Source organism: Leucobacter sp. Psy1 (assembly GCF_020096995.1).
Lineage (GTDB): Bacteria > Actinomycetota > Actinomycetes > Actinomycetales > Microbacteriaceae > Leucobacter.
In genome coordinates, this window is record NZ_CP083692.1 from 1616837 (window position 1) to 1639135 (window position 22299).

General features: G+C 67.2%; 20 protein-coding genes and 1 tRNA gene. 10 read left to right on the top strand and 11 right to left on the bottom strand.

Annotation, left to right across the window (positions count from 1 at the left end):
• Positions 1–57: 57 nt before the first annotated feature.
• From K8P10_RS07575 to K8P10_RS07590, 4 genes are all read right to left on the bottom strand, one after another.
• Positions 58–1260, bottom strand: coding sequence for a CdaR family transcriptional regulator (locus K8P10_RS07575; protein ID WP_224781189.1), 1203 nt, complete (start codon positions 1258–1260; stop codon positions 58–60).
• A 17-nt stretch (positions 1261–1277) separates the two neighbouring features.
• A complete protein-coding gene (gene aceE / locus K8P10_RS07580) occupies positions 1278–4004 on the bottom strand; it encodes a pyruvate dehydrogenase (acetyl-transferring), homodimeric type (RefSeq protein ID WP_224781190.1) in 2727 nt (908 codons plus the stop codon).
• A 159-nt stretch (positions 4005–4163) separates the two neighbouring features.
• Positions 4164–5372: an alcohol dehydrogenase catalytic domain-containing protein gene (locus K8P10_RS07585; protein WP_224781191.1), complete on the bottom strand. Its 1209-nt coding sequence runs from the start codon at positions 5370–5372 to the stop codon at positions 4164–4166.
• A gap of 94 nt (positions 5373–5466) precedes the next feature.
• Entirely contained in the window at positions 5467–7074 is a 1608-nt protein-coding gene (locus tag K8P10_RS07590; protein ID WP_224781192.1) for an NAD-dependent epimerase/dehydratase family protein, read from the bottom strand.
• Between the two features lie 146 nt (positions 7075–7220).
• Between K8P10_RS07590 and K8P10_RS07595 the strand changes: the two genes are divergently transcribed.
• From K8P10_RS07595 to K8P10_RS07605, 3 genes are all read left to right on the top strand, one after another.
• Positions 7221–8288: an Rv2578c family radical SAM protein gene (locus K8P10_RS07595; RefSeq protein WP_224778354.1), complete on the top strand. Its 1068-nt coding sequence runs from the start codon at positions 7221–7223 to the stop codon at positions 8286–8288.
• A 76-nt stretch (positions 8289–8364) separates the two neighbouring features.
• Positions 8365–8826, top strand: coding sequence for a peroxiredoxin (locus K8P10_RS07600; protein WP_224778355.1), 462 nt, complete (start codon positions 8365–8367; stop codon positions 8824–8826).
• Positions 8827–8894: 68 nt separating this feature from the next.
• A tRNA-Val gene (locus K8P10_RS07605) sits at positions 8895–8968 on the top strand.
• Here the strand turns inward: K8P10_RS07605 and K8P10_RS07610 are convergent.
• The 3 genes from K8P10_RS07610 to K8P10_RS07620 are packed head-to-tail and all read right to left on the bottom strand — an operon-like array spanning position 8959 to position 11014.
• Entirely contained in the window at positions 8959–9570 is a 612-nt protein-coding gene (locus K8P10_RS07610; RefSeq protein ID WP_224778356.1) for a TetR/AcrR family transcriptional regulator, read from the bottom strand. The genes K8P10_RS07605 and K8P10_RS07610 overlap by 10 nt on opposite strands.
• A gap of 41 nt (positions 9571–9611) precedes the next feature.
• The gene (locus K8P10_RS07615; protein WP_224778357.1) at positions 9612–10418 is read right to left on the bottom strand and encodes an anti-sigma factor domain-containing protein; all 807 of its coding nucleotides are present in this window, start codon (positions 10416–10418) and stop codon (positions 9612–9614) included.
• On the bottom strand, positions 10415–11014 hold the full coding sequence (locus tag K8P10_RS07620) for a sigma-70 family RNA polymerase sigma factor (protein WP_224778358.1): 600 nt from the start codon (positions 11012–11014) through the stop codon (positions 10415–10417). The genes K8P10_RS07615 and K8P10_RS07620 overlap by 4 nt, the downstream gene beginning before the upstream one ends.
• A gap of 409 nt (positions 11015–11423) precedes the next feature.
• On the opposite strand from K8P10_RS07620, the gene K8P10_RS07625 reads away from it, so the two are divergent.
• Complete coding sequence (locus K8P10_RS07625; protein ID WP_224778359.1) at positions 11424–12080, top strand: fasciclin domain-containing protein; 657 nt, start codon at positions 11424–11426, stop codon at positions 12078–12080.
• 17 nt (positions 12081–12097) lie between these two features.
• Here K8P10_RS07625 and K8P10_RS07630 read toward each other — a convergent pair whose 3' ends face one another.
• Both K8P10_RS07630 and K8P10_RS07635 read right to left on the bottom strand, forming a co-directional pair.
• Positions 12098–13102 carry an SRPBCC family protein gene (locus tag K8P10_RS07630; protein WP_224778360.1) on the bottom strand — a complete coding sequence of 335 codons (1005 nt, stop codon included), beginning with the start codon at positions 13100–13102 and terminating at the stop codon, positions 12098–12100.
• A gap of 9 nt (positions 13103–13111) precedes the next feature.
• Positions 13112–13465 carry a helix-turn-helix transcriptional regulator gene (locus K8P10_RS07635; RefSeq protein ID WP_224778361.1) on the bottom strand — a complete coding sequence of 118 codons (354 nt, stop codon included), beginning with the start codon at positions 13463–13465 and terminating at the stop codon, positions 13112–13114.
• A gap of 78 nt (positions 13466–13543) precedes the next feature.
• Between K8P10_RS07635 and K8P10_RS07640 the strand changes: the two genes are divergently transcribed.
• Positions 13544–14191 carry an SDR family oxidoreductase gene (locus tag K8P10_RS07640; protein WP_224778362.1) on the top strand — a complete coding sequence of 216 codons (648 nt, stop codon included), beginning with the start codon at positions 13544–13546 and terminating at the stop codon, positions 14189–14191.
• A 127-nt stretch (positions 14192–14318) separates the two neighbouring features.
• A complete protein-coding gene (locus K8P10_RS07645; protein ID WP_370631821.1) occupies positions 14319–16223 on the top strand; it encodes a BCCT family transporter in 1905 nt (634 codons plus the stop codon).
• 83 nt (positions 16224–16306) lie between these two features.
• Here the strand turns inward: K8P10_RS07645 and K8P10_RS07650 are convergent, their stop codons facing one another.
• Together K8P10_RS07650 and K8P10_RS07655 are read right to left on the bottom strand one after the other, a co-directional pair.
• The gene (locus K8P10_RS07650; protein WP_224778363.1) at positions 16307–17152 is read right to left on the bottom strand and encodes a universal stress protein; all 846 of its coding nucleotides are present in this window, start codon (positions 17150–17152) and stop codon (positions 16307–16309) included.
• A gap of 27 nt (positions 17153–17179) precedes the next feature.
• Positions 17180–18619 (bottom strand): glyceraldehyde-3-phosphate dehydrogenase, encoded by a 1440-nt coding sequence (locus K8P10_RS07655; protein ID WP_224778364.1) that lies wholly within the window; start codon positions 18617–18619, stop codon positions 17180–17182.
• Positions 18620–18814: 195 nt separating this feature from the next.
• Between K8P10_RS07655 and K8P10_RS07660 the strand changes: the two genes are divergently transcribed.
• The 4 genes from K8P10_RS07660 to K8P10_RS07675 are packed head-to-tail and all read left to right on the top strand — an operon-like array spanning position 18815 to position 22295.
• Positions 18815–19720 (top strand): MetQ/NlpA family ABC transporter substrate-binding protein, encoded by a 906-nt coding sequence (locus K8P10_RS07660; protein ID WP_224778365.1) that lies wholly within the window; start codon positions 18815–18817, stop codon positions 19718–19720.
• Between the two features lie 44 nt (positions 19721–19764).
• Positions 19765–20790, top strand: coding sequence for a methionine ABC transporter ATP-binding protein (locus K8P10_RS07665; RefSeq protein ID WP_224778366.1), 1026 nt, complete (start codon positions 19765–19767; stop codon positions 20788–20790).
• The gene (locus K8P10_RS07670) at positions 20790–21449 is read left to right on the top strand and encodes a methionine ABC transporter permease (protein WP_224778367.1); all 660 of its coding nucleotides are present in this window, start codon (positions 20790–20792) and stop codon (positions 21447–21449) included. Before K8P10_RS07665 ends, K8P10_RS07670 begins: the two co-directional genes overlap by 1 nt.
• A 3-nt stretch (positions 21450–21452) precedes the next feature.
• Positions 21453–22295: a Nif3-like dinuclear metal center hexameric protein gene (locus K8P10_RS07675; RefSeq protein ID WP_224778368.1), complete on the top strand. Its 843-nt coding sequence runs from the start codon at positions 21453–21455 to the stop codon at positions 22293–22295.
• Positions 22296–22299: the final 4 nt, after the last annotated feature.

A 22299-nucleotide genomic window follows, 5' to 3' on the forward strand; every position in this document is an offset into this window, starting at 1 on the left:
TCCCTGCATATGCGGCACCACAAATTCGTCCGATCGTTGGAGGAATCGTGAAATCGGTCAGGATTTCGGGCGCTGCGGACCGCGCTTCACCCCGTGCTCGGCTATCGAACCGACGATGAGCGCCGCCTGCAGAATCAGTGCCTCGCGGGCGCCTGTCGCGTTCCAGCCGATGAGGTCGGTGACCTTCTTCAGTCGGTATCTCACGGTGTTCGGATGCACGAAGAGCTCGCGGGCCGTGGCCTCCAGGGAGCGGCCGTTGTCGAGATAGCACCAGAGCGTTTCGAGCAGCTCGCGCGGCTGCTCCTGAAGCGGCTCGTAGATCTGCTCGATGAGGCTGCGCCTGGCGAGCCCGTCGCCCGCGAGCGCGCGCTCGGGGAGCAGGTCGTCGGCCAGCACGGGCCGGGTCGCGCGTCGCCAGGACCTGGCCACCGCCACCCCCGCGAGCGCCGCCCTGGCGCTGCGCGAAGCCGACACGAGGTTCGGGACCGTCGGGCCGAGAACGAGCGGACCGTCCGAAAACCCCTCGGCGAGTCGCGCCGCGATGTCGGGAAAGTCGAGCGGTTCCTGGGCGGGCGCGCTCGTGTCGCGCTGCGGCAGCTCCATGCGCCCGAGAACGAGCACCAGTCGGGTGCCCTGCAGGCCGATGAGCACGTCCGCACCGGCGTGTCGCGCTGTCCGGCGCAACTGGTCCACGTCGACGACGCGCTCCGAGGTGCCGACGAGCACCGCCGCCTCGCCGTGGCCGTGCCATCCGAGGGCGGCGATCCGACTCGGCAGCTCGTCATCGGACTCTCCGGTCAGGATCGAGTCCACCACCAGCGCTTCGAGACGCGCATCCCAGAGTCCCCGCGCCTCGGCCGCGCGGGCGTAGACGTCCGCAGCGGCGAAGGCGACATCGCGGGAGTAGTGGAGGATCGCCTCACGGAGCGCTTCGCTCCGGGTGGCGACGCGCTCCTCGACGACGGAGACGACGACGCGAATCAGCTGCAGCGTCTCTTGCAGGCTGATGGATCGCAAGAGCTCGCGCGGCGCCGAACTGAAGACGTCCGAGGCGATCCAGGGCGTGGAGGTCGGATCCTCGTACCACTGGATGAACGAGCTGATACCCGTCTGCGCGACGAGACCGACGGCGGAGCGCCGCCCTGGTGGCATGTCGCTGTACCAGGGCAGCGTCGCCTCGAGTCGCGCCACCGTCTGAGTGGCGAGCTCACCCGAGATGAGTCGTAGCCAGTTGAGCTCCTGCTCCTTCTCCTGGGCCATAGACGCCGGCGACCGCCTTACGCGTCCCCGCCCGCGCCACCGGTCGAACCGGCATTCACGTCGAGCAGACGGTACTTCTCAGCGGCCTTCCGGGGCACATCGGCGTCGATCTCGCCCTGCGCTGCGAGACGCTGGAGCACTCGGACCACCACGGACTCGCGGTCGATCGAGAAGTAGCGCCGCGCCGCAGCGCGAGTGTCGGAGAATCCGAAGCCGTCGGCTCCGAGCACGGTGTAGTCTCCGGGAACGTAGGGGCGGATCAGGTCGGGAACCTGGGTCGCCCAGTCGCTCACCGCGACGATCGGACCCTCGGCGCCCTCGAGACGCTCTGCCAGGTACGGCGTGCGGGCCGGCTCCTCGGGGTGGAGGAAGTTGTGACGCTCGGCCTCGACTCCGTCGCGGCGAAGCTCGCCCCAGCTGGTCACGCTCCACACGTCCGCTGCAACGTCCCAGTCGTCGGCGAGGAGCTGCTGCGCCTCGCGCGCCCACGGTACGGCGACGCCGGATGCGAGGATCTGCGCACGGTGCGAGCCTTCGCCGGCGGGGCTGACGAGGTGGATGCCGCGAACGATGCCCTCGACGTCGACATCCTCAGGCTCCGCGGGGTGCAGAATCGGTTCGTTGTAGACCGTGACGTAGTACATCACGTTCGGATCCTCGTGCTCACCGCCGTACATCCGCTCGATGCCGGAGCGCATGATGTGGCCGATCTCGTAGCCGTAGGCCGGGTCGTACGCGAGCACCGCAGGGTTCGTCGAGGCAAGAGCGAGCGAGTGGCCATCGGCGTGCTGCAGCCCCTCGCCGGTCAGCGTGGTGCGGCCGGCGGTCGCACCGATCAGGAAGCCGCGCGCCATCTGGTCGCCGGCCGCCCAGATCGCGTCGGCGGTGCGCTGGAAGCCGAACATCGAGTAGAAGATGTAGACCGGGATCAGCGGCTCGCCCTGCGTGGAGTAGGAGGTGCCGATCGCGGTGAACGCGGCGGTCGCGCCTGCCTCGTTGATGCCCACGTGCAGGAGGACGCCCTGCGGGCTCTCCTTGTAAGCGAGCAGCAGGTCACGGTCGACCGAGGTGTAGTTCTGGCCGTGCGGGTTGTAGATCTTCGACGTCGGGAAGTACGAGTCCATGCCGAACGTGCGGGCCTCGTCCGGGATGATCGGCACGAACCGCGGGCCGAAGCTCTGATCGCGCATGAGGTCTTTCAGCAGGCGGACGAAGACCATGGTGGTCGCCGCTTCCTGCTGGCCGGAGCCCTTCTTCGCGATGGCGTAGCTCTTGTCCGCGGGGACCGCGAGGTCGGTGTGCTTCGTGCGGCGCTCGGGCAGGTAGCCGCCGAGCTCGCGACGGCGTTCGTGGATGTACTTGATCGCCTCGTCGTCCTCGCCCGGGTGGTAGTAGGGCGGAAGGTAGGGGTTCTCCTCGAGCTGCTCATCGCTGATCGGGATGTGCATCTGATCGCGGAACTGCTTGAGATCCTCGAGCGTCATCTTCTTCATCTGGTGGGTCGCGTTGCGTCCCTCGAAGTGCGGGCCGAGACCGTATCCCTTGATCGTCTTCGCGAGAATGACGGTGGGGCGGCCCTTGTGCTCGGTAGCAGCCTTGAACGCCGAGTAGACCTTGCGGTAATCGTGGCCACCACGACGGAGGCCCCAGATCTCCTCGTCGCTGTAGTCCTCGACCAGCTTTGCCGCCCGCTCGTCGCGACCGAAGAAGTGCTCCCGCACGAACGCTCCGGATTCCGCCTTGTAGGTCTGGAAGTCGCCGTCAGGAGTGGTGTTCATGAGGTTGAGGAGTGCGCCGTCCTGATCGCGCTCGAGGAGGTCATCCCACTCGCGACCCCACACGACCTTGATGACGTTCCAGCCTGCGCCGCGGAAGTAGCTCTCCAGTTCCTGGATGATCTTGCCGTTGCCGCGCACGGGGCCGTCGAGGCGCTGCAGGTTGCAGTTGATCACGAAGGTGAGGTTGTCGAGGCCCTCGTTCGCGGCGACCTGGAGCTGCCCGCGGCTCTCGACCTCGTCCATCTCGCCGTCGCCGAGGAACGCCCACACGTGCTGGTCCGAGCAGTCCTTGATCCCGCGATTCGTGAGGTACTTGTTCGCCTGGGCCTGGTAAATCGCGTTGATCGGGCCGATGCCCATCGAGACCGTCGGGAACTGCCAGAACTCGGGCAGCAGACGCGGGTGCGGGTAGCTCGGGAGTCCGCCGCCCTGGTGCGACTTCTCCTGCCGGAAGCCGTCGAGATCGTCCTCGGAGAGGCGGCCCTCGAGGAACGCTCGCGCGTACATGCCGGGCGAGGCGTGGCCCTGGAAGAAGATCTGGTCGCCTCCGCCGGGGTGATCCTGACCCCGGAAGAAGTGGTTGAAGCCGATCTCGTACAGCGAGGCTGCGGAGGCGTAGCTCGAGATGTGCCCGCCCACGGCGATGTCGGGGCGCTGCGCGCGGTGCACCGTCATCGCGGCGTTCCAGCGGATCCAGCTGCGGTACTTGCGCTCGAGTTCTTCGTTGCCGGGGAACTCCGGCTCGTTCGACGATGCGATCGTATTGACGTAGTCAGTGGTCGGAACCTGCGGCACGCTGAGGTGCAGCTCGCGCGAGCGGGCGAGCAGGCTCGTCATGATGTCGCGGCCGCGACCCGGCCCGCGCTCCTCGACGACGGCGTCGAGCGACTCACGCCACTCGGCGGTCTCCTGGGGGTCCTGGTCGTCGTGATCCGGTGCGTAGGGATCCTGCGTGTTCACAGCCACGTTCGTTGCTCCTCACATGGTCCGTACTGCCTGAGCTGCGGCGGTGGATGGGTCCGTCGACGGGCAGCACGTCGGTGCCCGCGGGTTCGCGAGCAGTCCCAGACTAGCGAACAACTCGGCCGCTCCGCACCGCGGGGCGTTGCGGAGCGGCCGAAGGATTCACGCGCCGGTGGGATCACCGTCCGCGGAGGCGAGACTCGGGTCAAGGACGACCTTGATGCAGCCATCGGTCTTCCCCTGGAACAGCTCGTATCCCAGGGGTGCATCCTCGAGGGGCAGCCGATGGGTGACGAGATCGTCGATGCCGAGCGGATCGGCGGAATCCTCGACGAGCGGGAGGAGATCAGAGATCCATGACTTCACATTGCACTGGCCCATGCGCATCTGGACCTGCTTGTCGAACAGACTGAGGAGCGGCATCGGGCTGGCCTGCCCGCCGTATACCCCACTGAGGGAAAGGGTGCCACCTCGTCGCACCAGGTCGATGGCCGAATGGAGCGCGGCGAGGCGGTCGGTTCCAGCGGTCTCCATGAGCTTCCGTCCCACCGCATCGGGCATGAGCGCCGTGACCTGGTGGGCGAGTTTGCCGACGGGCGACCCGTGAGCCTCCATGCCGACGGCGTCCACCACGGAGTCGGGTCCTCGTCCATCGGTCAGGTCCCTGATCGCCTCCGCCGTGGCATCACCTTCGTCGAAGACCTCGACCCCGTGCCTGGCCGCCATAGCGCGTCGCTCCGGAACGGGATCGATCCCGAAGACCCTGGCACCCAGGTGCACGCCGATCCGCGCGCACAGCTGCCCGACCGGTCCGAGTCCGACCACCGCGAGCGACTCATCCGCGCGCGTTCCCGCGTACTGGACCGCCTGCCACGCCGTCGGCAGGATGTCGCTGAGGAAGAGGTACCTGTGGTCGGGGAGGTCGCCGCCGACGGGGATCAGTCCGTATCCGGCGTGAGGCACGCGGAGGAACTCGGCCTGACCGCCGGGCACCGAACCGTAGAGCCTGGAATACCCGAGGAGCGCGGCGCCCGAGCCGTACTCCCGCACCTGCGTGGTCTCGCACTGCGACTGCAAACCGCGGGAACACATCCAGCAGTGCCCGCACGAGATGTTGAACGGGACGACGACGCGATCGCCGACGCGTACGCCAGCCTGCGGGCCGGCCTCGACCACCACTCCCATGGGTTCGTGTCCGATGATGTCTCCCGCGTCCATGAACGGACCGAGCACCTCGTACAGGTGGAGATCGGATCCGCAGATGGCGGTAGATGTGATCTGCACGATGGCGTCGTCCGGCTGTTCCAGTACCGGATCCGGGACGGTTTCGACGCTGACCTTGCGCTTGCCTTGCCAGGTGAGTGCTCGCACTGAGTGCCTCCTCGAGATGGGGTGTTGCGGTGCACGGTCCTCCAGCCTCGGGTGCGGGGCGATGGACGGCAAGGGGGTTGCGCCGGGCCCCCGTTCACCCGGGGAAGACGTCGCGGTCGGTCAGGAACGCCCGTCGTCTCGCGTACTCGTGCGTCGCGCTGTACGCCTCAGCCTGCGCTTCCGCGCGCGAAACCAGGCTGGTGAAGACCTCTGGTTCCCAGCCGAGTTCGGGCGCGAGCTCCTCCAAGACTCGCCACATGCCGAGCTTCGCGAGTACCGCGCTGCGCATGAGCTCGGCCTCGAGCACGAGCGTCAGCGGCGAGCGCCGCACGATGGCTCCGTTCGTCTTGAGCCTCCCGAGGCGTTCTCCCAGCCAGGCAGCGGCTTGGCGGTGCCTCCGTCTCCGCAGGCCGAGATCGGCGATCACCCGCTTGAGCAATGCCCGTTCGAGTCGGATCTCTTGCGCCGTCTCCGAGAGGCGGCCGTAGAGCGGAGTGTCGATGGTGTCGGCGCTCATGCGCTCTGCCCGCGCAGCGCCCGCCGTGGCACCCGTCAGGTGATCGGAGAGGTATATGCCGAGGAGGTCCGCATCGATGGTCGAGGCTTCGAGCCGAGCCCGGCCGCTGCGCCCGTCAACGCCGTAGAGGGACGCGTGGCGGGTCCGGTCGTGGGTCGTGCGCGGACGCAACGGTGCCGAGTCGCCGCCTGCCCCCGCGCGGAGTGCGTTGACGAGTTCGGTGAGCGCATCGACAGCGGTGATCCGAGGGGTCCAGTCCAGTTCGGTGCGTGCACGGCCGGTGTCCATGAGTGGCGCGCCGAGGCCCATGTCGAGCCAGCCGGCGTCGGCGGCGAGGATCCGGAGCCGGTGCGCGGCCACCATGGTGGCCCGCACTGCAGCTGTCGGGAGGGGGAGTACGCGCCCGTGATCCAGGATCCGCGCGAGCTCGTGATGGCCGAGCACGTCGTCGGCGGCGATGTTGAAGGCTCCGCTGACATCCCGCGTCACCGCTGCGGCGAAGGCGCGGCCGACGTCGTCGGCGTGGACTGCCTGGATCTGCCGGAGGTCGCGCGGTATCGGCAGCGCAGGCGGAGTCGCGAGGCGCAGCACGCCCGCCCATGCGCCGAGGAAAAGGCGCTGCACCTCGGAGGCGGCATCCGACTGGAAGACGAGCGCCGGGCGGAGCCTGGTGATGCTCATCTCAGGGAACTCCGCCTCGACGGCGTCGAGGACCCGTTCTTGTGCGGCCTTGTCGACGCTGTAGTGCGCGGAGGGGATGCCCTTGGTCGGCCACGTCTCATCGCGGAACGCGTCTCCGCTGTCGGCGGAGTATGCCCCGACCGAGGATGCGACCACGAGTCTCGGAACGGTTGCCGCTGCCGCCGCACGAGCGACCCGCTCGGTGCCCGCTACGTTCACACGCCGGAGGAGCTCCCGGTCCCGGTTGGGTTGGATCAGCCAGGCGAGGTGGATGACCGCGTCGGCACCTGCGAATGCCTCCACGAGGTCCCGATGCGCAGCTGACGCCGTGCTCGCGGCTGCGATGTCGATGCTGAGCCACTCCGCGTCGCGGTATGGTGCAGAGCCGGTGTCGGGCCGCCTTCTGGCGATCCCTACGATCGAGGTCACCTCCGCTGTGTCATGGAGCGCCCGCAGCACCGCCGTTCCGAGATTCCCGGTTGCTCCGACCACGACCACGCGCATAGGTCCCTCCTCCTGTTCCCGGCTGCCACCGTGGCGACCTGAGAGCCCACGCTACGGGGCGGACGAGGACCCGTCGATGGGGTTGCGGTGCTCGCGCCGCGTCCCCATGACTGGACAGGGAACCGAACATATGTTCGAATACTTGCATGAGGTGGGACGGACAGCGAGTGTCGGGCGATGCTGGGAGTGCGGATGCGAGTGTGTTGCCCGGAATGGAACGCGGGGTGCTCGCGGCGATGCCGGGGCATCTGCGATCCGTGCGTACCCCGGAGTTCGCCGGCGTGGTCTTCCACGAGGTGCTCGCGAAGAGCGCCCTGAACCGCGTGCCGGCGTCATCCTCGATGCCGTTCAGCTGGACGGTGAACCCGTACCGCGGGTGCTCGCACGCCTGCGTGTACTGCTTCGCCCGCGGCTCGCACCGGTATCTCGACATGGATGCGGGACGCGACTTCGACTCCCAGATCGTGGTCAAGACCAACGTCGCTGAGGTACTGGGGCGCGAGTTGTCGCGTCCCAGTTGGGCCGGCGAGCTCGTTGCCCTCGGCACGAATACCGACCCGTATCAGCGGGCCGAGGGACGGTACCGGCTGATGCCGGGGATCATCGGTGCACTCGCGACGGCGCGTACGCCGCTCTCGATTCTCACGAAGGGCACCCTGCTCCGCCGAGACCTCCCGCTGCTCGCGGACGCGAGCGAGCGCACTTCGGTCTCCCTCGCGATGTCGATCGCCATCGGCGACGACGATCTACAGCAATCGGTCGAGCCCGGTACACCGACGACGCGGGCGCGACTGGAGACCGTGGCCGCCGCGACGGCGGCGGGGCTCGAGTGCGATGTCTTCGCCATGCCGATCCTGCCGGGCCTCACCGATGAGCCGGAGCAGCTCGATCGGTTGCTGCGCGACATCAGCGAGGCCGGAGCGCGCTCCGTTGTCTACGGAGCGCTCCACCTGAGGACCCACGTGAAACCCTGGTTCTTCGAGTGGCTGGAGCAGTATGATCGCTCGCTCGTGCCCCGGTACCGAGCGCTCTATCCCGGAGCTGCGAGTCAGGCCCCGCGCGAGTACCGGGGCGATCTCGCCGGACGAATCCGGCCGCTGCTCAGGAAGTACGGGCTCGAGCGGCGTCCCGGTGCGGGCGGCCGAACGGGGCGCCGCGCCTCCGCCCCGACGGAACGACCGGACATGGTCCCTGGCGCGCCCACCCTGTTCTAGGTCATAGGCTGGGATCGGGGCCGACCGGCCCCGTCACCCACCCGAACGGCGCCGAGCGCGCCCGCAAAGGAGCAGTATGGTCATCGCACCCGGTACCCAGGCCCCAGACTTCACGCTGTCGGATCAGAACGGCACCGAGCTCACCCTGAGCGAACTCGTCGCCGACGGCCCCGTCGCGCTCGTCTTCTTCCCCTTCGCGTTCTCTGGCATCTGCCAGGGCGAGCTCTGCGAGCTGCGCGACAACATCGCGATCTTCGACGACGCGAAGGTGCGTCTCGTCGGCATCTCGATCGACTCGGTCTTCACGCTCAAGGCCTGGGCGGATCAGGAGGGCTTCGAGTTCTCGATCCTCTCGGACTTCTGGCCGCACGGCGCCGTCGCTCAGGAGTACGGTGTCTTCATCGAGGAGGCGGGCATCGCCACGCGCGCGACGGTGCTCATCGGCCGCGACGGGGTCGTCGCCGCATCGTTCGCGACCGCCCCGGGCGAGGCTCGTGATCTGGGCGCCTACCGCGAGGCGCTGCAGCAGCTCAGCTGAGGGTGCGATTCGGTGGCGCGGCCCGTCGTCCCATAGGATGTACGGGTCGCGGCACCGATCCGCGTCGCGCGCCCTTAGCTCAGTTGGTTAGAGCATCTCGTTTACACCGAGAGGGTCGGGAGTTCGAGTCTCTCAGGGCGCACCGAAGTTCGACGCACCGCTCCATTGGAGTTCAGCCAGCGCGACCCGCGTGGTGGCGACCGCGGTCTCGTCGCTGATGGGGTCGAGCGACGGGTACGTGGCCCGCACGGAGAGCGGTGCTGTGAGCAGGTCGCAGATCCACTCCAGGTCGCGGGGAATCGGGATTTCTCCCCGCATGACTGCACGTCCGATGACGTCCTTCATCGCGGTGCGCCTGAGCTGGAAGAACTCCTCAACGAAGCGATGGCACAGCTCGTCGTCGGTGCGCAGCGCATCGAGGAAGCCCGGGAGGCAGCGCTGCAGCAGCGGATCGCTGAACATGCGGACCTGTTCGCGCTGGATCGCAAGCAGGTCCGCATCGAGGGAGCCGGAATCGGGAACGTGCAGGTTCGACCCGTAGCGCATTTCGAGCATGTCGAGCAGCAGCTCGGCGATCCCGCCCTCGTACCTGCGGTAGAAAGATGGCCGGGTCGTCTGCGCCCGGACAACGACCGCGTTGATGGAGAGGGCGTGGAAGCCCGACTCGAGCAGGATCTCCTCGGCTGCCGCGATCAGGGCGGCCTTCACGCCGGCTGTCCGAGGGCGGCCCATGGGTTTCGACATGGAAGAACTGTAACGTATCGTCGGCGCGCGAACAGGCGACGTCAGGCGGTCGCGATGGCGAACAACGGGTCGGTCGTGGGGGCGCCCGTTGGAGAGCCGCCCGCGGGCTCGACGGTGACCGCGATGAGATCGCCCGCTGACATACTCCCGTCGAGCACTGCAACCGCCTGATCATCGTCGGGCGTGAAGGTGCCGGCGGACACGGGAGTCTCACCGCGCACGTACCAGAGCTCGTAGGTCTCCGCCTCTGAGAGTTCCGGCAGCCCGGTGACCTCGAGAACGGCACTGCCGAGCTCGGCCGACCAGTGAGCTGTCGCCGTTCCGCCACCGGTGAGCTCGGCGGACGCGGACTCGGCGTCCGAAGCGCCTTCGACCCGCTCGAGTGCCTGCTGCTCGGCTGAGGGAGGCGAAATCGTGTCCGCGATCCACGGTCCGACGCCGATGCCGACGATGACGAGCAGCGACGCCGCCAGCGCGAACGCTCCTGCACGACGGCGACGGGTGGAGGGGCGTTCGTCGGACTCCGCCTCCTCATCTTCGTCACCGTCGGATTCTTCGGCGTGCTGGTCGGGTGCCTGATCGGCGCCCTGCGTCGTCGACGGATGACCGGCCGACTGAGTACCGGTCGGCGCACTGATCGCCTCGAACAGCGCCTGCTTCACGTACTGCGGCGGGGTGACCGGAGCGACGGACTCGGCAAGCTCTGCTGCCGTCCGCCGATCCTCATCGACGGCCCACCGCCACTCGGGGTGCGCCGCGAGGGCTTCGACGAACCGCAGCTCATCATCGGTCTCGAGCGCGTCGATGGCGTACGCCGCCGAGAGCTCCCTGAACTCCTGCTGATTCATCGTTCCACCTCCATCACTCGTCGCAGTTTCGTTAACCCATCTCGCATGCGAGTCTTCACCGTGCCGAGCGGGGCATCGACCAGTACCGCGATTTCGCGCTGACTATATCCTCCGAAATAGGCGAGGATGAGTGGTTCGCGCTGGGCTTCGGGCAGTTCCGAAAGAGCCCGCGTCGCGCGCCCACCGTCGATCCGGATCTGAGCGAGCTCGTCGACCGAGTCCGGCTGGCTGTGTGCGTCACGTACACCGATCCGCTCGTCGCGGCCGGTACTTGCTTGCGCCGATCGCACCCGATCGACCGCGCGACGATGCGCCATAGTCATCACCCACGTCCGCGCACCGCCACGGTCCGCGTTGAACGTGCCCGAGGTCTGCCAGATCTCGAAGAAGACCTCCTGCAGCACCTCCTCGCTCTGCGACCGGTCAACGAGCACGCGAAGGATGAGACCGAAGACCCGAGGCGCCAGCAAATCGTAGAACTCCGCGAACGCGCGCTGGTCGCCGCGAGCGGACTCGAGCAGCAGGAGCGTCAGCGGGTCGTACCCGTCCCCGTCTTCGGGGACCTCGACGCCATCAATCACCATATGTACTAGCATGCCCTATCACCTCCTCGATTGTTCTCTGCGAAACACCGTTCCCTGACGTGTCGTTACCCGAAGGTGAACGAGTACGCCTCGACACCCTTAGGCAGAAGGACTCCCAACGCCCCCGATCCGGCGCCCGCCGGCAAGAGGATCACGCGGAGCACAGCAAGAATGCACGGTACGAAGCCAGTGACGAGACCGCCGAGCAGCCCGATCAAGACGATGTCCATAGTGTTCTCCCTCTGTCACCCGGTCATTCGGAGAGCGGGAGGTAACGGATTGGTCACCGAAGCCACGAAAAAAACTTTGAGAAAGTTCCCATCCGATTCGCGCCCCCCTCCGAATGACCCAGCAGACCACCGACCAGCGTGGTTCCAAAAGACCACCGATCAGAGTGGTTCCAGATGGCAAGGAGGACATCATGTTCGCACAGAAGAAGAAGCTCGGTGCCGCATTCGCAGTGACCTTCGCGGGGGCCCTCGTCCTCGCCGGCTGCTCGACCGGGAGCGATTCCGCGTCCGATGACAGCATGTCGGAAGACACCGCGCCCCAGGAGACGCAGACGGAGGAGATGGATCCGGCGGCGAACCTCGTGGGCCCCGGTTGCGAGATGTACGCGGAGCAGGTTCCGGACGGCGACGGCTCGATCCAGGGCATGGCGCAGGATCCGGTTGCGGTCGCCGCATCGAACAACCCGATGCTCACCACGCTCGTATCCGCCGTCAGCGGTGAGCTGAACCCCGACGTGAACCTCGTCGACACCCTCAACGGTGACGAGTTCACGGTCTTCGCGCCGGTCGACGACGCGTTCGCGAAGATCGACGAAGGCACGATCGACACCCTGAAGACCGACAGCGACCTGCTGACGAAGATCCTCACGTACCACGTGGTGCCCGGGCAGATCGCGCCGGCCGACATCGCCGGTGAGCACGAGACCGTCGAGGGTCAGATGGTCGAGGTTACCGGTGAGGGCGACGAGCTCATGGTGAACGACGCCAACGTGGTCTGCGGTGGCGTGCAGACGGCGAACGCGACCGTCTACCTGGTCGACAGCGTCCTGATGCCGCCGGAGGAGTAAACCGGAGTCAATCCAGGTTACGCGTGAGAGGCCGGCGCGCCCGTCATCAGTTCGAGACGGGCGTAGCTGGCCTCCATGCCGTCCACCATCCCGGTCGCGAGAATCTGCTCGCGCAGTTCCTCCGTTGGGTAAGTGATGACCAGCGTGAGGAGCGTCCCGCCGGCGACCGGTGAGAGCGTCAGTTCATTGCGGGTGGAGGGACTGGCATCCGCATTCGGATCATCAGCCGTCGTCATGGCCTCTGTCGTTACCGAGCGCCGCGGCGGCTCCGACTCGAGCACCTCTCCCGTGAAGCCGAAGCGCTGACCGTCGCCTGCGCTTTCCCACTCGTATCGGTACCGCTCGCCGACCTGCTCACCGGGTTCGCACACGGGCATCGTCCATCCGTCCGGCCCGAGCAGCCAGCGCCGCAGAAGCTCTGCGTCGTGGTGAGCCCTCCACACGGTATCGACATCGCCGCGGATGACGCGGGAGACCCGGGCGCGGGTGTCACCGAGCCGCTGGAGGGAGGCCGGGACCCCGGCGGCGTAGGCCGAGAGGTCGGCGAGCACCCCATCGATCTGGCCCATCGCGAGACGCAGGCCCTCGTCCATTCCCATGGAACGCAGCTGCTCGAGATCCTCGAGCGAACCGAAGTGGCTCGTGGTGGTGACGCGGGTGCCGAGGGCGGTCGCGGTGAAATCGAAGACCATTCGCGTCGTCGGCAGCGCTGTATCGGGCCGTCCATCAGCGTCGGCAAAACCGTCGCGCACTTCGAATGAGTGCGGTGCGTTGACGGCGACCCACTCCCAGTACCCGTTGAATCGCTCGCCCTCGGGGCTGGTCATGAAGTACTCGGTGCGACCGCCGGCGAATCCGTCGTGACGGACGAACGTGGCAGGGTATCCGGGAGGCCCCCAGAACCGCTCGATCTGCCGGGGATCCGTGTACGCGTCCCACAAGCGGGGAACCGGGGCGCTGAAGTCCGCGATCACCGTGAGCGTCAGCGCTGAGGTGTCGATGGAAACGTCGGTGACGGGCATGATCATTCCTTACTTCGGGGGTGGAGGTGCTGCGTCGGAGCCGAGGAGATCGTCGAGGCGGTCGATCCGGCCGCGCCACAGCGTCTCGAATGCCCCGAGGAGCTCCCGGGTGCGCTGGAGCGTCTCGGGTGCCGCGGAGACGATGCGTTCGCGCCCCCTGGGGGTCTTCCTCACGAGATCAGCGGCCTCGAGAACGCTGACGTGCTTCTGCACTGCCGCGAACGACATGTCGTAGTCCGCGGCGAGCTCGGAGACCGTCGCCTCAGCACGCAGCGTGCGGCTCACGATGTCCCGGCGCGTCGCGTCGGCCAGTGCCCGGAAGATCCGGTCGGCCTGTGCGTCGGTCAACTGTTCTACAACCATTTGGTTACACATTACGCCCTCAGCAAGACGGAGTCAATGCTCAGCCGTCGCCGGGCACCGAGGACGTAGGCTCGGCACATGGCACGCATCATCATCATCGGCGGACACGGACACATCGCACGACACCTGACCACTCTGCTCGTCGAGCAGGGCGACCGGGTGACCTCCGTCATCAGGAACCCCGATCACGCGGAGACGGTCACCGGCCTCGGCGCGGAAGCGCTGGTGGCGGATGTCGAGCAGCTCGGCACAGACGAGATCGCGGCGCTCGTCGCCGAGCATGACGCAGTGGTCTGGTCGGCAGGCGCCGGCGGCGGAAACCCCGCTCGCACCTACGCCGTCGACCGGGACGCCGCGATCCGGACCGTCGACGCCACCGTCAGCGCGGGAGTCGAACGCTTCATCATGGTCTCCTACTTCGGTGCGAGCACTGAGCACGGCATCGATCCCGAGAACTCATTCTTCGCCTACGCCGAATCGAAGGCCCAGGCGGACGAGCACCTCAGGGCATCCCGACTCGAGTGGACGGTGCTCGGCCCGAGCGGACTGACGCACGACGAGCCGAGCGGAACGATCGACGTCGATGCCTCGGAGGCGACCCAGGTGTCGCGGGCGAATGTGGCCGCGGTGATCCGCGGCGCACTTGCTGAGCCTCTGACCATCCGCCGGACCATCCGCTTCAACGACGGAGACACCCCGATCAGCGAGGCCTTGCGCAGCGTGTAGCGCGCCCGTTCTGCTCCTGAATCCCGTTGGGCCCCCGGCAGATGCGCCGGGGGCCCAACTTGCGTCTTTGGGTCCAACCCGCAATGGTGGATAGTTGTATCAATCGTCAACGGAATGGATGTTCTGGATGGACCCGCATCAGGAGAACGAACAACACGATGAGGAGACGAGCGCCGCATCGGCCGAAGTCGACGCTCCGACCGGGGAGTCGGTTGCGCTGTTCGCCGGTGACGACGACCTCCCCGACACCGTGCACCTGCACCCTGCGATGCAGATCGACGAGGAGGACTCGGACGAGCGCATCACTGCCAAGCTGCGCAGTCAGGGAGTGCGCATCGGCCGCGGGATGATCGCGCCGGCCGTTTTCTGGCCGGCGCTCCTGGTGATCCTCGCGGTCACAGCGTTCGCCATGATCTGGCCCGATACTGCCGGCGACGCATTCCAAGGTGTGCAGGGGTGGATCGTCGAGAATCTCGGCTGGTACTACATGCTCATCATCGGGGCGTTCATCGGTATTGCGGCGTTCATCGGATTCTCCCGCCTCGGCCGGATCAAACTCGGGCTCGACAACGATGAGCCCGAGTTCGGAGTACTCTCCTGGTTCTCGATGCTCTTCGCTGCTGGCATGGGCATCGGGCTCGTGTTCTACGGCGTCGGTGAGCCGCTCACCTACGCCACCGTCTCCCCGAAGCCCGGCTGGGACGGCAGCGAAGCCGAGCTTGCCGGGCTCGCCATGGCGCAGACGTTCGTGCACTGGGGCCTGCACCCGTGGGCGATCTACGCGATCATCGGTCTCGCCATCGCGTACGCGATCCACCGGCGCGGACGCCCCGTATCGATCCGCTGGGCGCTCGAGCCGCTGTTCGGTGAGCGCGTGAAGGGCTGGGTCGGTGACGTCATCGACGTACTTGCGATCTTCGGCACCGTCTTCGGCGTCGCGACCTCACTCGGCCTCGGCGTGCAGCAGATCTCCGCGGGTATGTCGGAGATCGGCATCGTTGATCGCCCGAGCAACACGCTGCTCGTCATCCTGATCATCGTCATCACGCTGATCGCCATGGTTTCGGTCGTCAGCGGCATCGGCGCCGGGATGAAGTGGCTGTCGAACATCAACCTCTCGATGGCCGGGATCCTGCTGATCAGCGTCCTCCTGCTCGGTCCCACCCTGTTCCTGTTCCAGACGCTTACCGAGTCCATCGGGTACTATCTCGCCAATTTCATGGGCATGACGTTCGACGTCGGCGCTTTCCAGGCCGGCGAGTCGACGAGCTGGTTCTCGGACTGGACGATCTTCTACTGGGGCTGGTGGATCTCGTGGTCGCCGTTCGTCGGTATCTTCATCGCGCGCATTTCGCGGGGGCGCACCATTCGCGAGTTCATCGCCGGGGTCATGCTCGTACCCACGATCGTCGGGTTCATCTGGTTCTCCGTGATGGGCGGCAGCGGGCTGTTCCGGCAGCTGTTCGGCGCAGGCGATCTGGTCGAGGACGGCGCGGTGAATGTCGAGAGCGCTCTCTTCCAGGTACTGGGTGATCTCCCGTGGGGCATGGTCTTCTCCGTGGTCGGTATCCTCCTGGTGGCGATCTTCTTCATCACCTCGTCGGACTCCGGCTCTCTCGTGGTCGACATGCTGGCATCGGGCGGACACCCGAACCCGCCAACGTGGTCGCGCGTACTCTGGGCTCTCGTCGAGGGTGCGGTCGCAATTGCACTGCTGCTCGCCGGGGGTCTCCAGTCCCTGCAGGCTGCCGCTCTCGCGACGGCGCTGCCTTTCAGCGTGATCCTGCTCCTCATGAGCTGGGCGACCCTGCGAGCGCTGCGCATCGATGACCGTGTGCTCGCACGCGCACAGATGCAGGAGCGCCTGGAACTCGTCACGCAGCACGTCACCGACGAGTGGGCGAACACGATCGCTGACCGACGCGAGGTCGAGCAGTACGTCGACGACCGGATCGACTACCGCTTGTCCCGCTCGCGAGGCACGTTCCCCAAGCGCCAGCCCCGGAACGACAAGGGTCAGCCGCGCGGCTGACCGCCGAAAGCGGAGACGGCCCCGGTGCGACCTCAATGAGGATCGCACCGGGGCCGTCGTGGTTGAGGCGGCGTACCGCGCCGTCAGCCTCGCGTGACCACCGTGGGGCAGGGGAGCGCCTGCAGCACGCCGTGGCTCACGGAACCGAGGAGGAGACGGGAAATGCCTCCGCGTCCGCGACTGCCGACCACGAGCATCTCGGCACCCTCGGCGGCCTGCACGAGCGCGGCCACCGGCGGAGCCTGCACGATCTCGCGACGCACCTCGAGGTCGGGGTACTCCGACGCCAGCCCCGCAGTGCCGATGGCGATCGCCTCCTCGGCAGCGGTCCGCTGCGACTCCACGAGTTCCTCGCTCCAGAGGTACTCGAGTCCTGGGGTGAGCGGCGGCATCCACGCGTACACGGCGATGAGCGGCAGCCGTCGACGTGCGGCCTCCCGGGCTGCGTAGGCGATGGCGTGCTTCGCGGCCTCCGAGCCGTCGATGCCGACGACGATCCCCGCGTTGGGAGCGGGATCCGTCTCGGGCACCACCGCGACCGGGCAGTGCGCGACTGCCGCGACCTTCACGGCTCGAGTGCCGAAGAAAGAGCCGGCGAGTCGACCGCCCTGATGCGCGCCGAGCACCAGGAGATCGGCGCGCTTCGACGCCTCCTCAACCTCGGCGATGGGGTGACCGACCACAGCGGTTCCGGAGATCTCTCCCGTGAAGCCGAGCGACTTCGCGTACGCGCACTCCGTCTCGAGCATCTGCTGAGAGGCCTGCTGCGCCTCAGAGAGGAAGGCCACGCTCTCAGACAGGAACGAATCGTCCGCCACGTGCAGCAGTTCGACGGTGGCGCCGCGCTCAGTGGCCCTGGCGAGCCCCCATGCGAGCGCCACCCGGCTCTGCGCGGAGCCGTCGACCCCGATGATGTACTTCTCCGACATGGTGTCTCCTCTCGGTGCCGCCCCGGGTTACGGGGTGAGTTGCGGCCGATGCGCGGGGTGCGAACCGGCGAGCTGCTCGATGATGCGGATGACCTGGCAGCTGTAGCCGTACTCGTTGTCGTACCAGACGTAGAGCACCGCGCTGTCACCGGTCACGATCGTCGCGAGACCGTCGACGATGCCCGCGCGGTTGCTGCCGACGAAGTCGGTGGAGACGATCTCGGGCGACTCGACGAAATCGATCTGGGTGCGCAGAGCGCCCGTGAGCGAGACCTGGCGCAGGTGATCGTTGAGCTCCTCCCGCGTCGTCTCGGTGCCGAACTGCAGGTTCAGGATCGCGAGGGAGACATCGGGAGTGGGGACGCGGATCGCATTGCCGGTGAGCTTGCCCGCGAGTTCGGGCAACGCCTTCGCGACAGCCTTCGCCGCACCCGTCTCGGTGATCACCATGTTGAGCGCAGCTGAACGCCCGCGCCGGTCGCCCTTGTGGAAGTTATCGATGAGGTTCTGGTCGTTGGTGTAAGAGTGGACGGTCTCCACGTGCCCCTGCGTGACCCCGTAGGCGTCGTTCAGTACCTTGAGGACCGGGGTGATCGCGTTCGTCGTGCACGACGCCGCGCTCAGGATCGTGTCCGAGTCAGAGATCCGGTCGTTGTTCACACCGTAGACGACGTTGAGCATGTCGCCCTTGCCTGGCGCCGTGAGCAGAACACGAGAAATGCCCTGGTTCTGCAGGTGCTGCTCAAGGCCCTCCGCGTCGCGCCAGCGTCCCGTGTTGTCGACCAGGATCGCGTTCTCGATGCCGTACTGCGTGTAATCGACCTGCGACGGGTCGTTCGCGTAGATGACCTGGATGCGGACGCCGTTCGCGAGGATCACGTTCTCCTCGGGGACGACCTTGATGGTCCCGTTGAACGGACCGTGCACCGAATCGCGGCGGAGGAGGTTCGCCCGCTTCACGAGATCGCTCTCACTGCCCTTGCGCACGACGATCGCGCGAAGGTTCAACGTGTTCCCGCTACCGGCGTGATCGATGATGATCCGCGCGAGCAGACGCCCGATACGGCCGAAACCGTAGAGGACGACGTCGGTGCCGCGCGCCGGCTGGGCGTCGAGGCTGTCGCCGAGGGCGTCGCGCAGGTAGGACTCGAGGTCATCGGAGCCTGACGCGCGGAAGCCGTTCGCCAGCAGCGCGAGATCCACCGAAACGGGACCCGGCTGGATCGCGCTCAGCGCCTCGACGACGGCGCAGGTCTCGCTGAGCGGGAGCTCGACCTCATCGATCTTCCGCGCGAAGCTGTGCGCGCGAATGATGTCGATCGCCGAGCGGCCCACCAGGCTGCGCCCGTGCACCGACATCACGACGTCGTGGTTGCGATAGAGCTGGCCGATCAGCGGAATCATTCGCTCGGCGAGTTCCTGCTTGTTCTTCCACTCTTCGAGGTGAGCGTTCGCCCGCTGGATCATGTGATCGGGTGGTCCTTCCGTGGTGAGGAGTTTCGGCCTGCCCGCCGGTGCCGTCTGGCATCACACCCAGTATCCCATGTCCTACGCGTCACGCGGCGTCATCGAAGTTTTGCGCGCGCCGGTCGGTGCACCATGCTGGTGCGGTGAGCCGCGCACGCGTGTGCGCGCACTTGTCCGACATGCAGGGAGAGAACCATGGCATTCACCAGAAGCGGCAGGATCGCCGCATCGATCGCGGCGCTCGCGCTCGGAACGGCCGGACTGGCGAGCTGCGCCGGCAACGACGGAGGCGGCTCGGGCGGAGCCGGCGGAGACGACGAGACCGTCACCATCGGCGTGGTGGGCGCGAGCGATGCCTATTGGCAGACCTTCGTCGACGCCGCTGCTGAAGAGGGCATCACCGTCGAGCTCGAGGACTTCGCCGAGTACACCCAGCCGAACCCCGCGCTCTCCGAGGGCGAGCTCGATCTCAACCAGTTCCAGCACCTGCAGTACCTCGCCGACTACAACGTGTCGAACAATGACGACCTAGTGCCGATCGGCGCGACCGCCATCTACCCGCTCGGCCTGTTCTCCACGACCCACGAGTCGCTGGACGAGATCCCGGATGGCGGCACTGTCGCGATCCCGTCGGACCCGAGCAACCGGGCGCGCGCGCTCAACGTGCTCCAGGAGGCCGGTCTCGTCGAGCTCAGCGACGGCGGGACGTTCGCGTCGGAGCCGAGCGACGTCGAGCCGAGCTCCCGCGTCGAGGTCATGGAGATGGACGCCTCCTTCACCGCGACGTCGCTCGCCGACGTCGACGCGGCGGTCGTGAACAACGACTTCGTGACCGATGCGGGTCTGAAGTTCGACGAGGCGCTGTTCCAGGACGATCCCGAGGCGGAGAGCGCGCAGCCGTTCATCAACGTGTTCGCGGCGCGCGCGGACGACGCCGACAACGAGACCTACCTGAAGCTCGTCGAGATCTATCAGACCAACCAGGACGTGCAGGACGGCGTCTTCGAGAACTCGGGAGACAGCGCTATCCTGCTGGATACACCGGTTGAGGAGCTCCAGCAGATCCTGCAGGACGCCGAAGACCAGATCCGAGAGAACTAGGGCTGACCGAAGCCACTGATCCATACATCGGCGGGGGAAGATCGATGACGCGTGTGCAATTGCGCGGGGTAGGCAAGGTCTATCCCGGACGACGGGGGAGCGACCCGGTCGTCGCCGTGGAGGACGTGTCGATCGATGTCGCGTCCGGTGAGATCCACGCGATCATCGGCTACTCGGGCGCAGGGAAGAGCACCCTGCTCCGCCTGGTGAACGGACTCGAGGCCGCGACCTCTGGCACAATCCTCGTCGGCGACGACGACATCACGGGTCTGCCTGAGTCGCGGCTTCGGGCCGTCCGGGGGAGGATCGGCATGATCTTCCAGCAGTTCAACCTGTTCCACGCCAAGACCGTCGCGAAGAACGTTGAGTACCCGCTCATCGTCGCCGGAATGCCCGCTGCCGAGCGGCGGGCGCGGGTGGCTGAGCTGCTCGACTTCGTCGGGTTGGGCGGCCGTGCGAAGGCATACACCGACCAGCTCTCCGGAGGTCAGAAGCAGCGCGTGGGTATCGCCCGGGCACTCGCGACGAATCCCGGTGTGCTGCTCGCGGACGAGGCGACGAGCGCGCTCGATCCCGAGACGTCGCGCGAGGTGCTTCGCCTCCTCAAGCGCGTCAACGAAGAGTTCGGAATCACGATCCTGCTCATCACCCACGAGATGGAGGTGGTCCGCGAGATCGCCGACCGCGTGACGGTGATGGACGACGGCAGAGCCGTGGAGCAGGGAAGCGTCTTCGACGTCTTCTCGAACCCCCAGGCGGCGACATCGGAGCGATTCGTCGCGACGGCCCTGCCGACGACGCCTGCGGCTGAGCACCTCGCAGACCTCCGCGCGCGGCACCGCGGCTCGCTGGTGTCGGTGACGCTGCGGGACGGGGGAGTCGACCAGCCCGTCATCTTCTCGACCCTGGCCGCGCGGGGCGTGAGCGTCAGCATCGTCCACGGCGGCGTCACCGAGGTCGGCGGTCGCAGCTTCGGGCGCGTGACCCTCGAGCTGATCGGCGAGGAGTCGGCGGTCGCCGATGCCATCACTGCACTGCAGGCCGAAGCGGAACTGGAGGTGCTGAGCTGATGGACAGCCTCGCGGGCCTCGGCCCCCAGATCTGGGACGCCACACTCGAAACGCTCACGTACGTCGCGATCGCCATGGTCGTCGGTGGGTTCTTCGGTCTCGTCTTCGGCGTGCTGCTCACGGTATGCCGGCAGGGCGGAATCCTGCAGAACCGTCCGGTCTTCTGGGTGCTGAACGTGGTCGTGAACTTCTTCCGCCCGATCCCGTTCGTGATCCTCATCGCGGCACTCCAGCCGCTCGCCCGCATCGTCGTCGGCAAGGGCATCGGCGATGCGGCGCTCATCTTCACGCTGTCGTTCGCCGCGGCGTTCGGCATTGCGCGCCTCGTCGAGCAGAACCTGCTCACGGTGGCCCCGGGAGTCATCGAAGCGGCGCGCGCCATGGGAGCCGGGCCGATCAGGATCATCCTGACGGTCCTCATCCCCGAGGGCCTCGGACCGCTCATCCTCGGGTACACCTTCGCCTTCATCGCGGTGATCGACATGACGGCGATCGCCGGTGTGATCGGCGGCGGCGGCCTCGGCAACTTCGCGCTCCAGTACGGATACCGGCAGTTCGAACCAGTCGTCACGTGGACGGCGGTCGCGATCATCGTCATCATCGTGCAACTCGTCCAGCTGCTCGGCAATGTGCTGGCCAGGAAGATCCTCAGGAGGTAACGGGTGTCCGAGCAGACGCACACACTGTCGGATCTGCGGCGCGTCGCCGAGGAGCTCTGGCCTGTGACCACAGCTGAGCCCTGGGACCGCGTGGGTCTCGTCAGCGGACGCGACGCCGATCCGCTGCGCCGCGTGCTTCTGGCCGTTGACGCCGTCGACGCCACGATCGACGAGGCGATCTCGACCGGCGCAGATGTCCTGCTCACGCACCATCCGCTCCTGCTGCGCGGCGTGCACAGCGTCGCAGAGGACACCGCGAAGGGCACCCTCCTCGCGAAGCTCATCAGGGCCGGGTGCGGGCTGCTCGCTGCACATACCAACGCCGATATTCCCGCGGACGGCGTCTCCGACGTGATCGCTGCACGGCTCGGAATCGAGGCGGCGCTGCCGATCGTCCCGAGCGAGCGCGTCTCCGATCCGAGCGTCGGACTCGGCAGGGTCGGTTCGCTCGCCGCGCCGATCACGCTCGAAGCCCTCGCGTCACGGCTCGCGGACGCGCTCCCGCCGACCGTGAGCGGTGTGCGCGTCGCAGGGGATCCCGACCGATCGGTGCAGCGCATCGCTCTCTGCGGTGGGGCTGGGGACAGCCTGCTCGACCACCCGCTCGTCCGCGGCGCCGACGTCTACGTGACGAGCGACCTGCGCCACCATCCCGCCCAGGAGTCGCTCGAGCAGAGCAACGTCGGCGGCGGCCCCGCACTCATCGACGTGTCCCACTGGGCCAGCGAGTCGCTGTGGCTCGACGGTGCGGCCGAACGTCTCTCGGCCGCCCTGCCCGGCATCGAGGTGACGGTGAGCCGCACACGGACGGATCCCTGGACCTTCGCGAGGGGCGCCGCCCGGTAGGCTG

Coding starts and splice junctions, on each gene's coding strand:
- K8P10_RS07620 (WP_224778358.1), bottom strand. CDS start 11,014: ATGCTAGTACATATGGTGATTGATGGCGTCGAGGTCCCCGAAGACGGG.
- K8P10_RS07595 (WP_224778354.1), top strand. CDS start 7,221: ATGAGGTGGGACGGACAGCGAGTGTCGGGCGATGCTGGGAGTGCGGAT.
- K8P10_RS07625 (WP_224778359.1), top strand. CDS start 11,424: ATGTTCGCACAGAAGAAGAAGCTCGGTGCCGCATTCGCAGTGACCTTC.
- K8P10_RS07670 (WP_224778367.1), top strand. CDS start 20,790: ATGGACAGCCTCGCGGGCCTCGGCCCCCAGATCTGGGACGCCACACTC.
- K8P10_RS07645 (WP_370631821.1), top strand. CDS start 14,319: ATGGACCCGCATCAGGAGAACGAACAACACGATGAGGAGACGAGCGCC.
- K8P10_RS07615 (WP_224778357.1), bottom strand. CDS start 10,418: ATGAATCAGCAGGAGTTCAGGGAGCTCTCGGCGGCGTACGCCATCGAC.
- K8P10_RS07635 (WP_224778361.1), bottom strand. CDS start 13,465: ATGGTTGTAGAACAGTTGACCGACGCACAGGCCGACCGGATCTTCCGG.
- K8P10_RS07640 (WP_224778362.1), top strand. CDS start 13,544: ATGGCACGCATCATCATCATCGGCGGACACGGACACATCGCACGACAC.
- K8P10_RS07660 (WP_224778365.1), top strand. CDS start 18,815: ATGGCATTCACCAGAAGCGGCAGGATCGCCGCATCGATCGCGGCGCTC.
- K8P10_RS07665 (WP_224778366.1), top strand. CDS start 19,765: ATGACGCGTGTGCAATTGCGCGGGGTAGGCAAGGTCTATCCCGGACGA.
- K8P10_RS07575 (WP_224781189.1), bottom strand. CDS start 1,260: ATGGCCCAGGAGAAGGAGCAGGAGCTCAACTGGCTACGACTCATCTCG.
- K8P10_RS07610 (WP_224778356.1), bottom strand. CDS start 9,570: ATGTCGAAACCCATGGGCCGCCCTCGGACAGCCGGCGTGAAGGCCGCC.
- K8P10_RS07630 (WP_224778360.1), bottom strand. CDS start 13,102: ATGCCCGTCACCGACGTTTCCATCGACACCTCAGCGCTGACGCTCACG.
- K8P10_RS07650 (WP_224778363.1), bottom strand. CDS start 17,152: ATGTCGGAGAAGTACATCATCGGGGTCGACGGCTCCGCGCAGAGCCGG.
- K8P10_RS07600 (WP_224778355.1), top strand. CDS start 8,365: ATGGTCATCGCACCCGGTACCCAGGCCCCAGACTTCACGCTGTCGGAT.
- K8P10_RS07655 (WP_224778364.1), bottom strand. CDS start 18,619: ATGATCCAGCGGGCGAACGCTCACCTCGAAGAGTGGAAGAACAAGCAG.
- K8P10_RS07590 (WP_224781192.1), bottom strand. CDS start 7,074: ATGCGCGTGGTCGTGGTCGGAGCAACCGGGAATCTCGGAACGGCGGTG.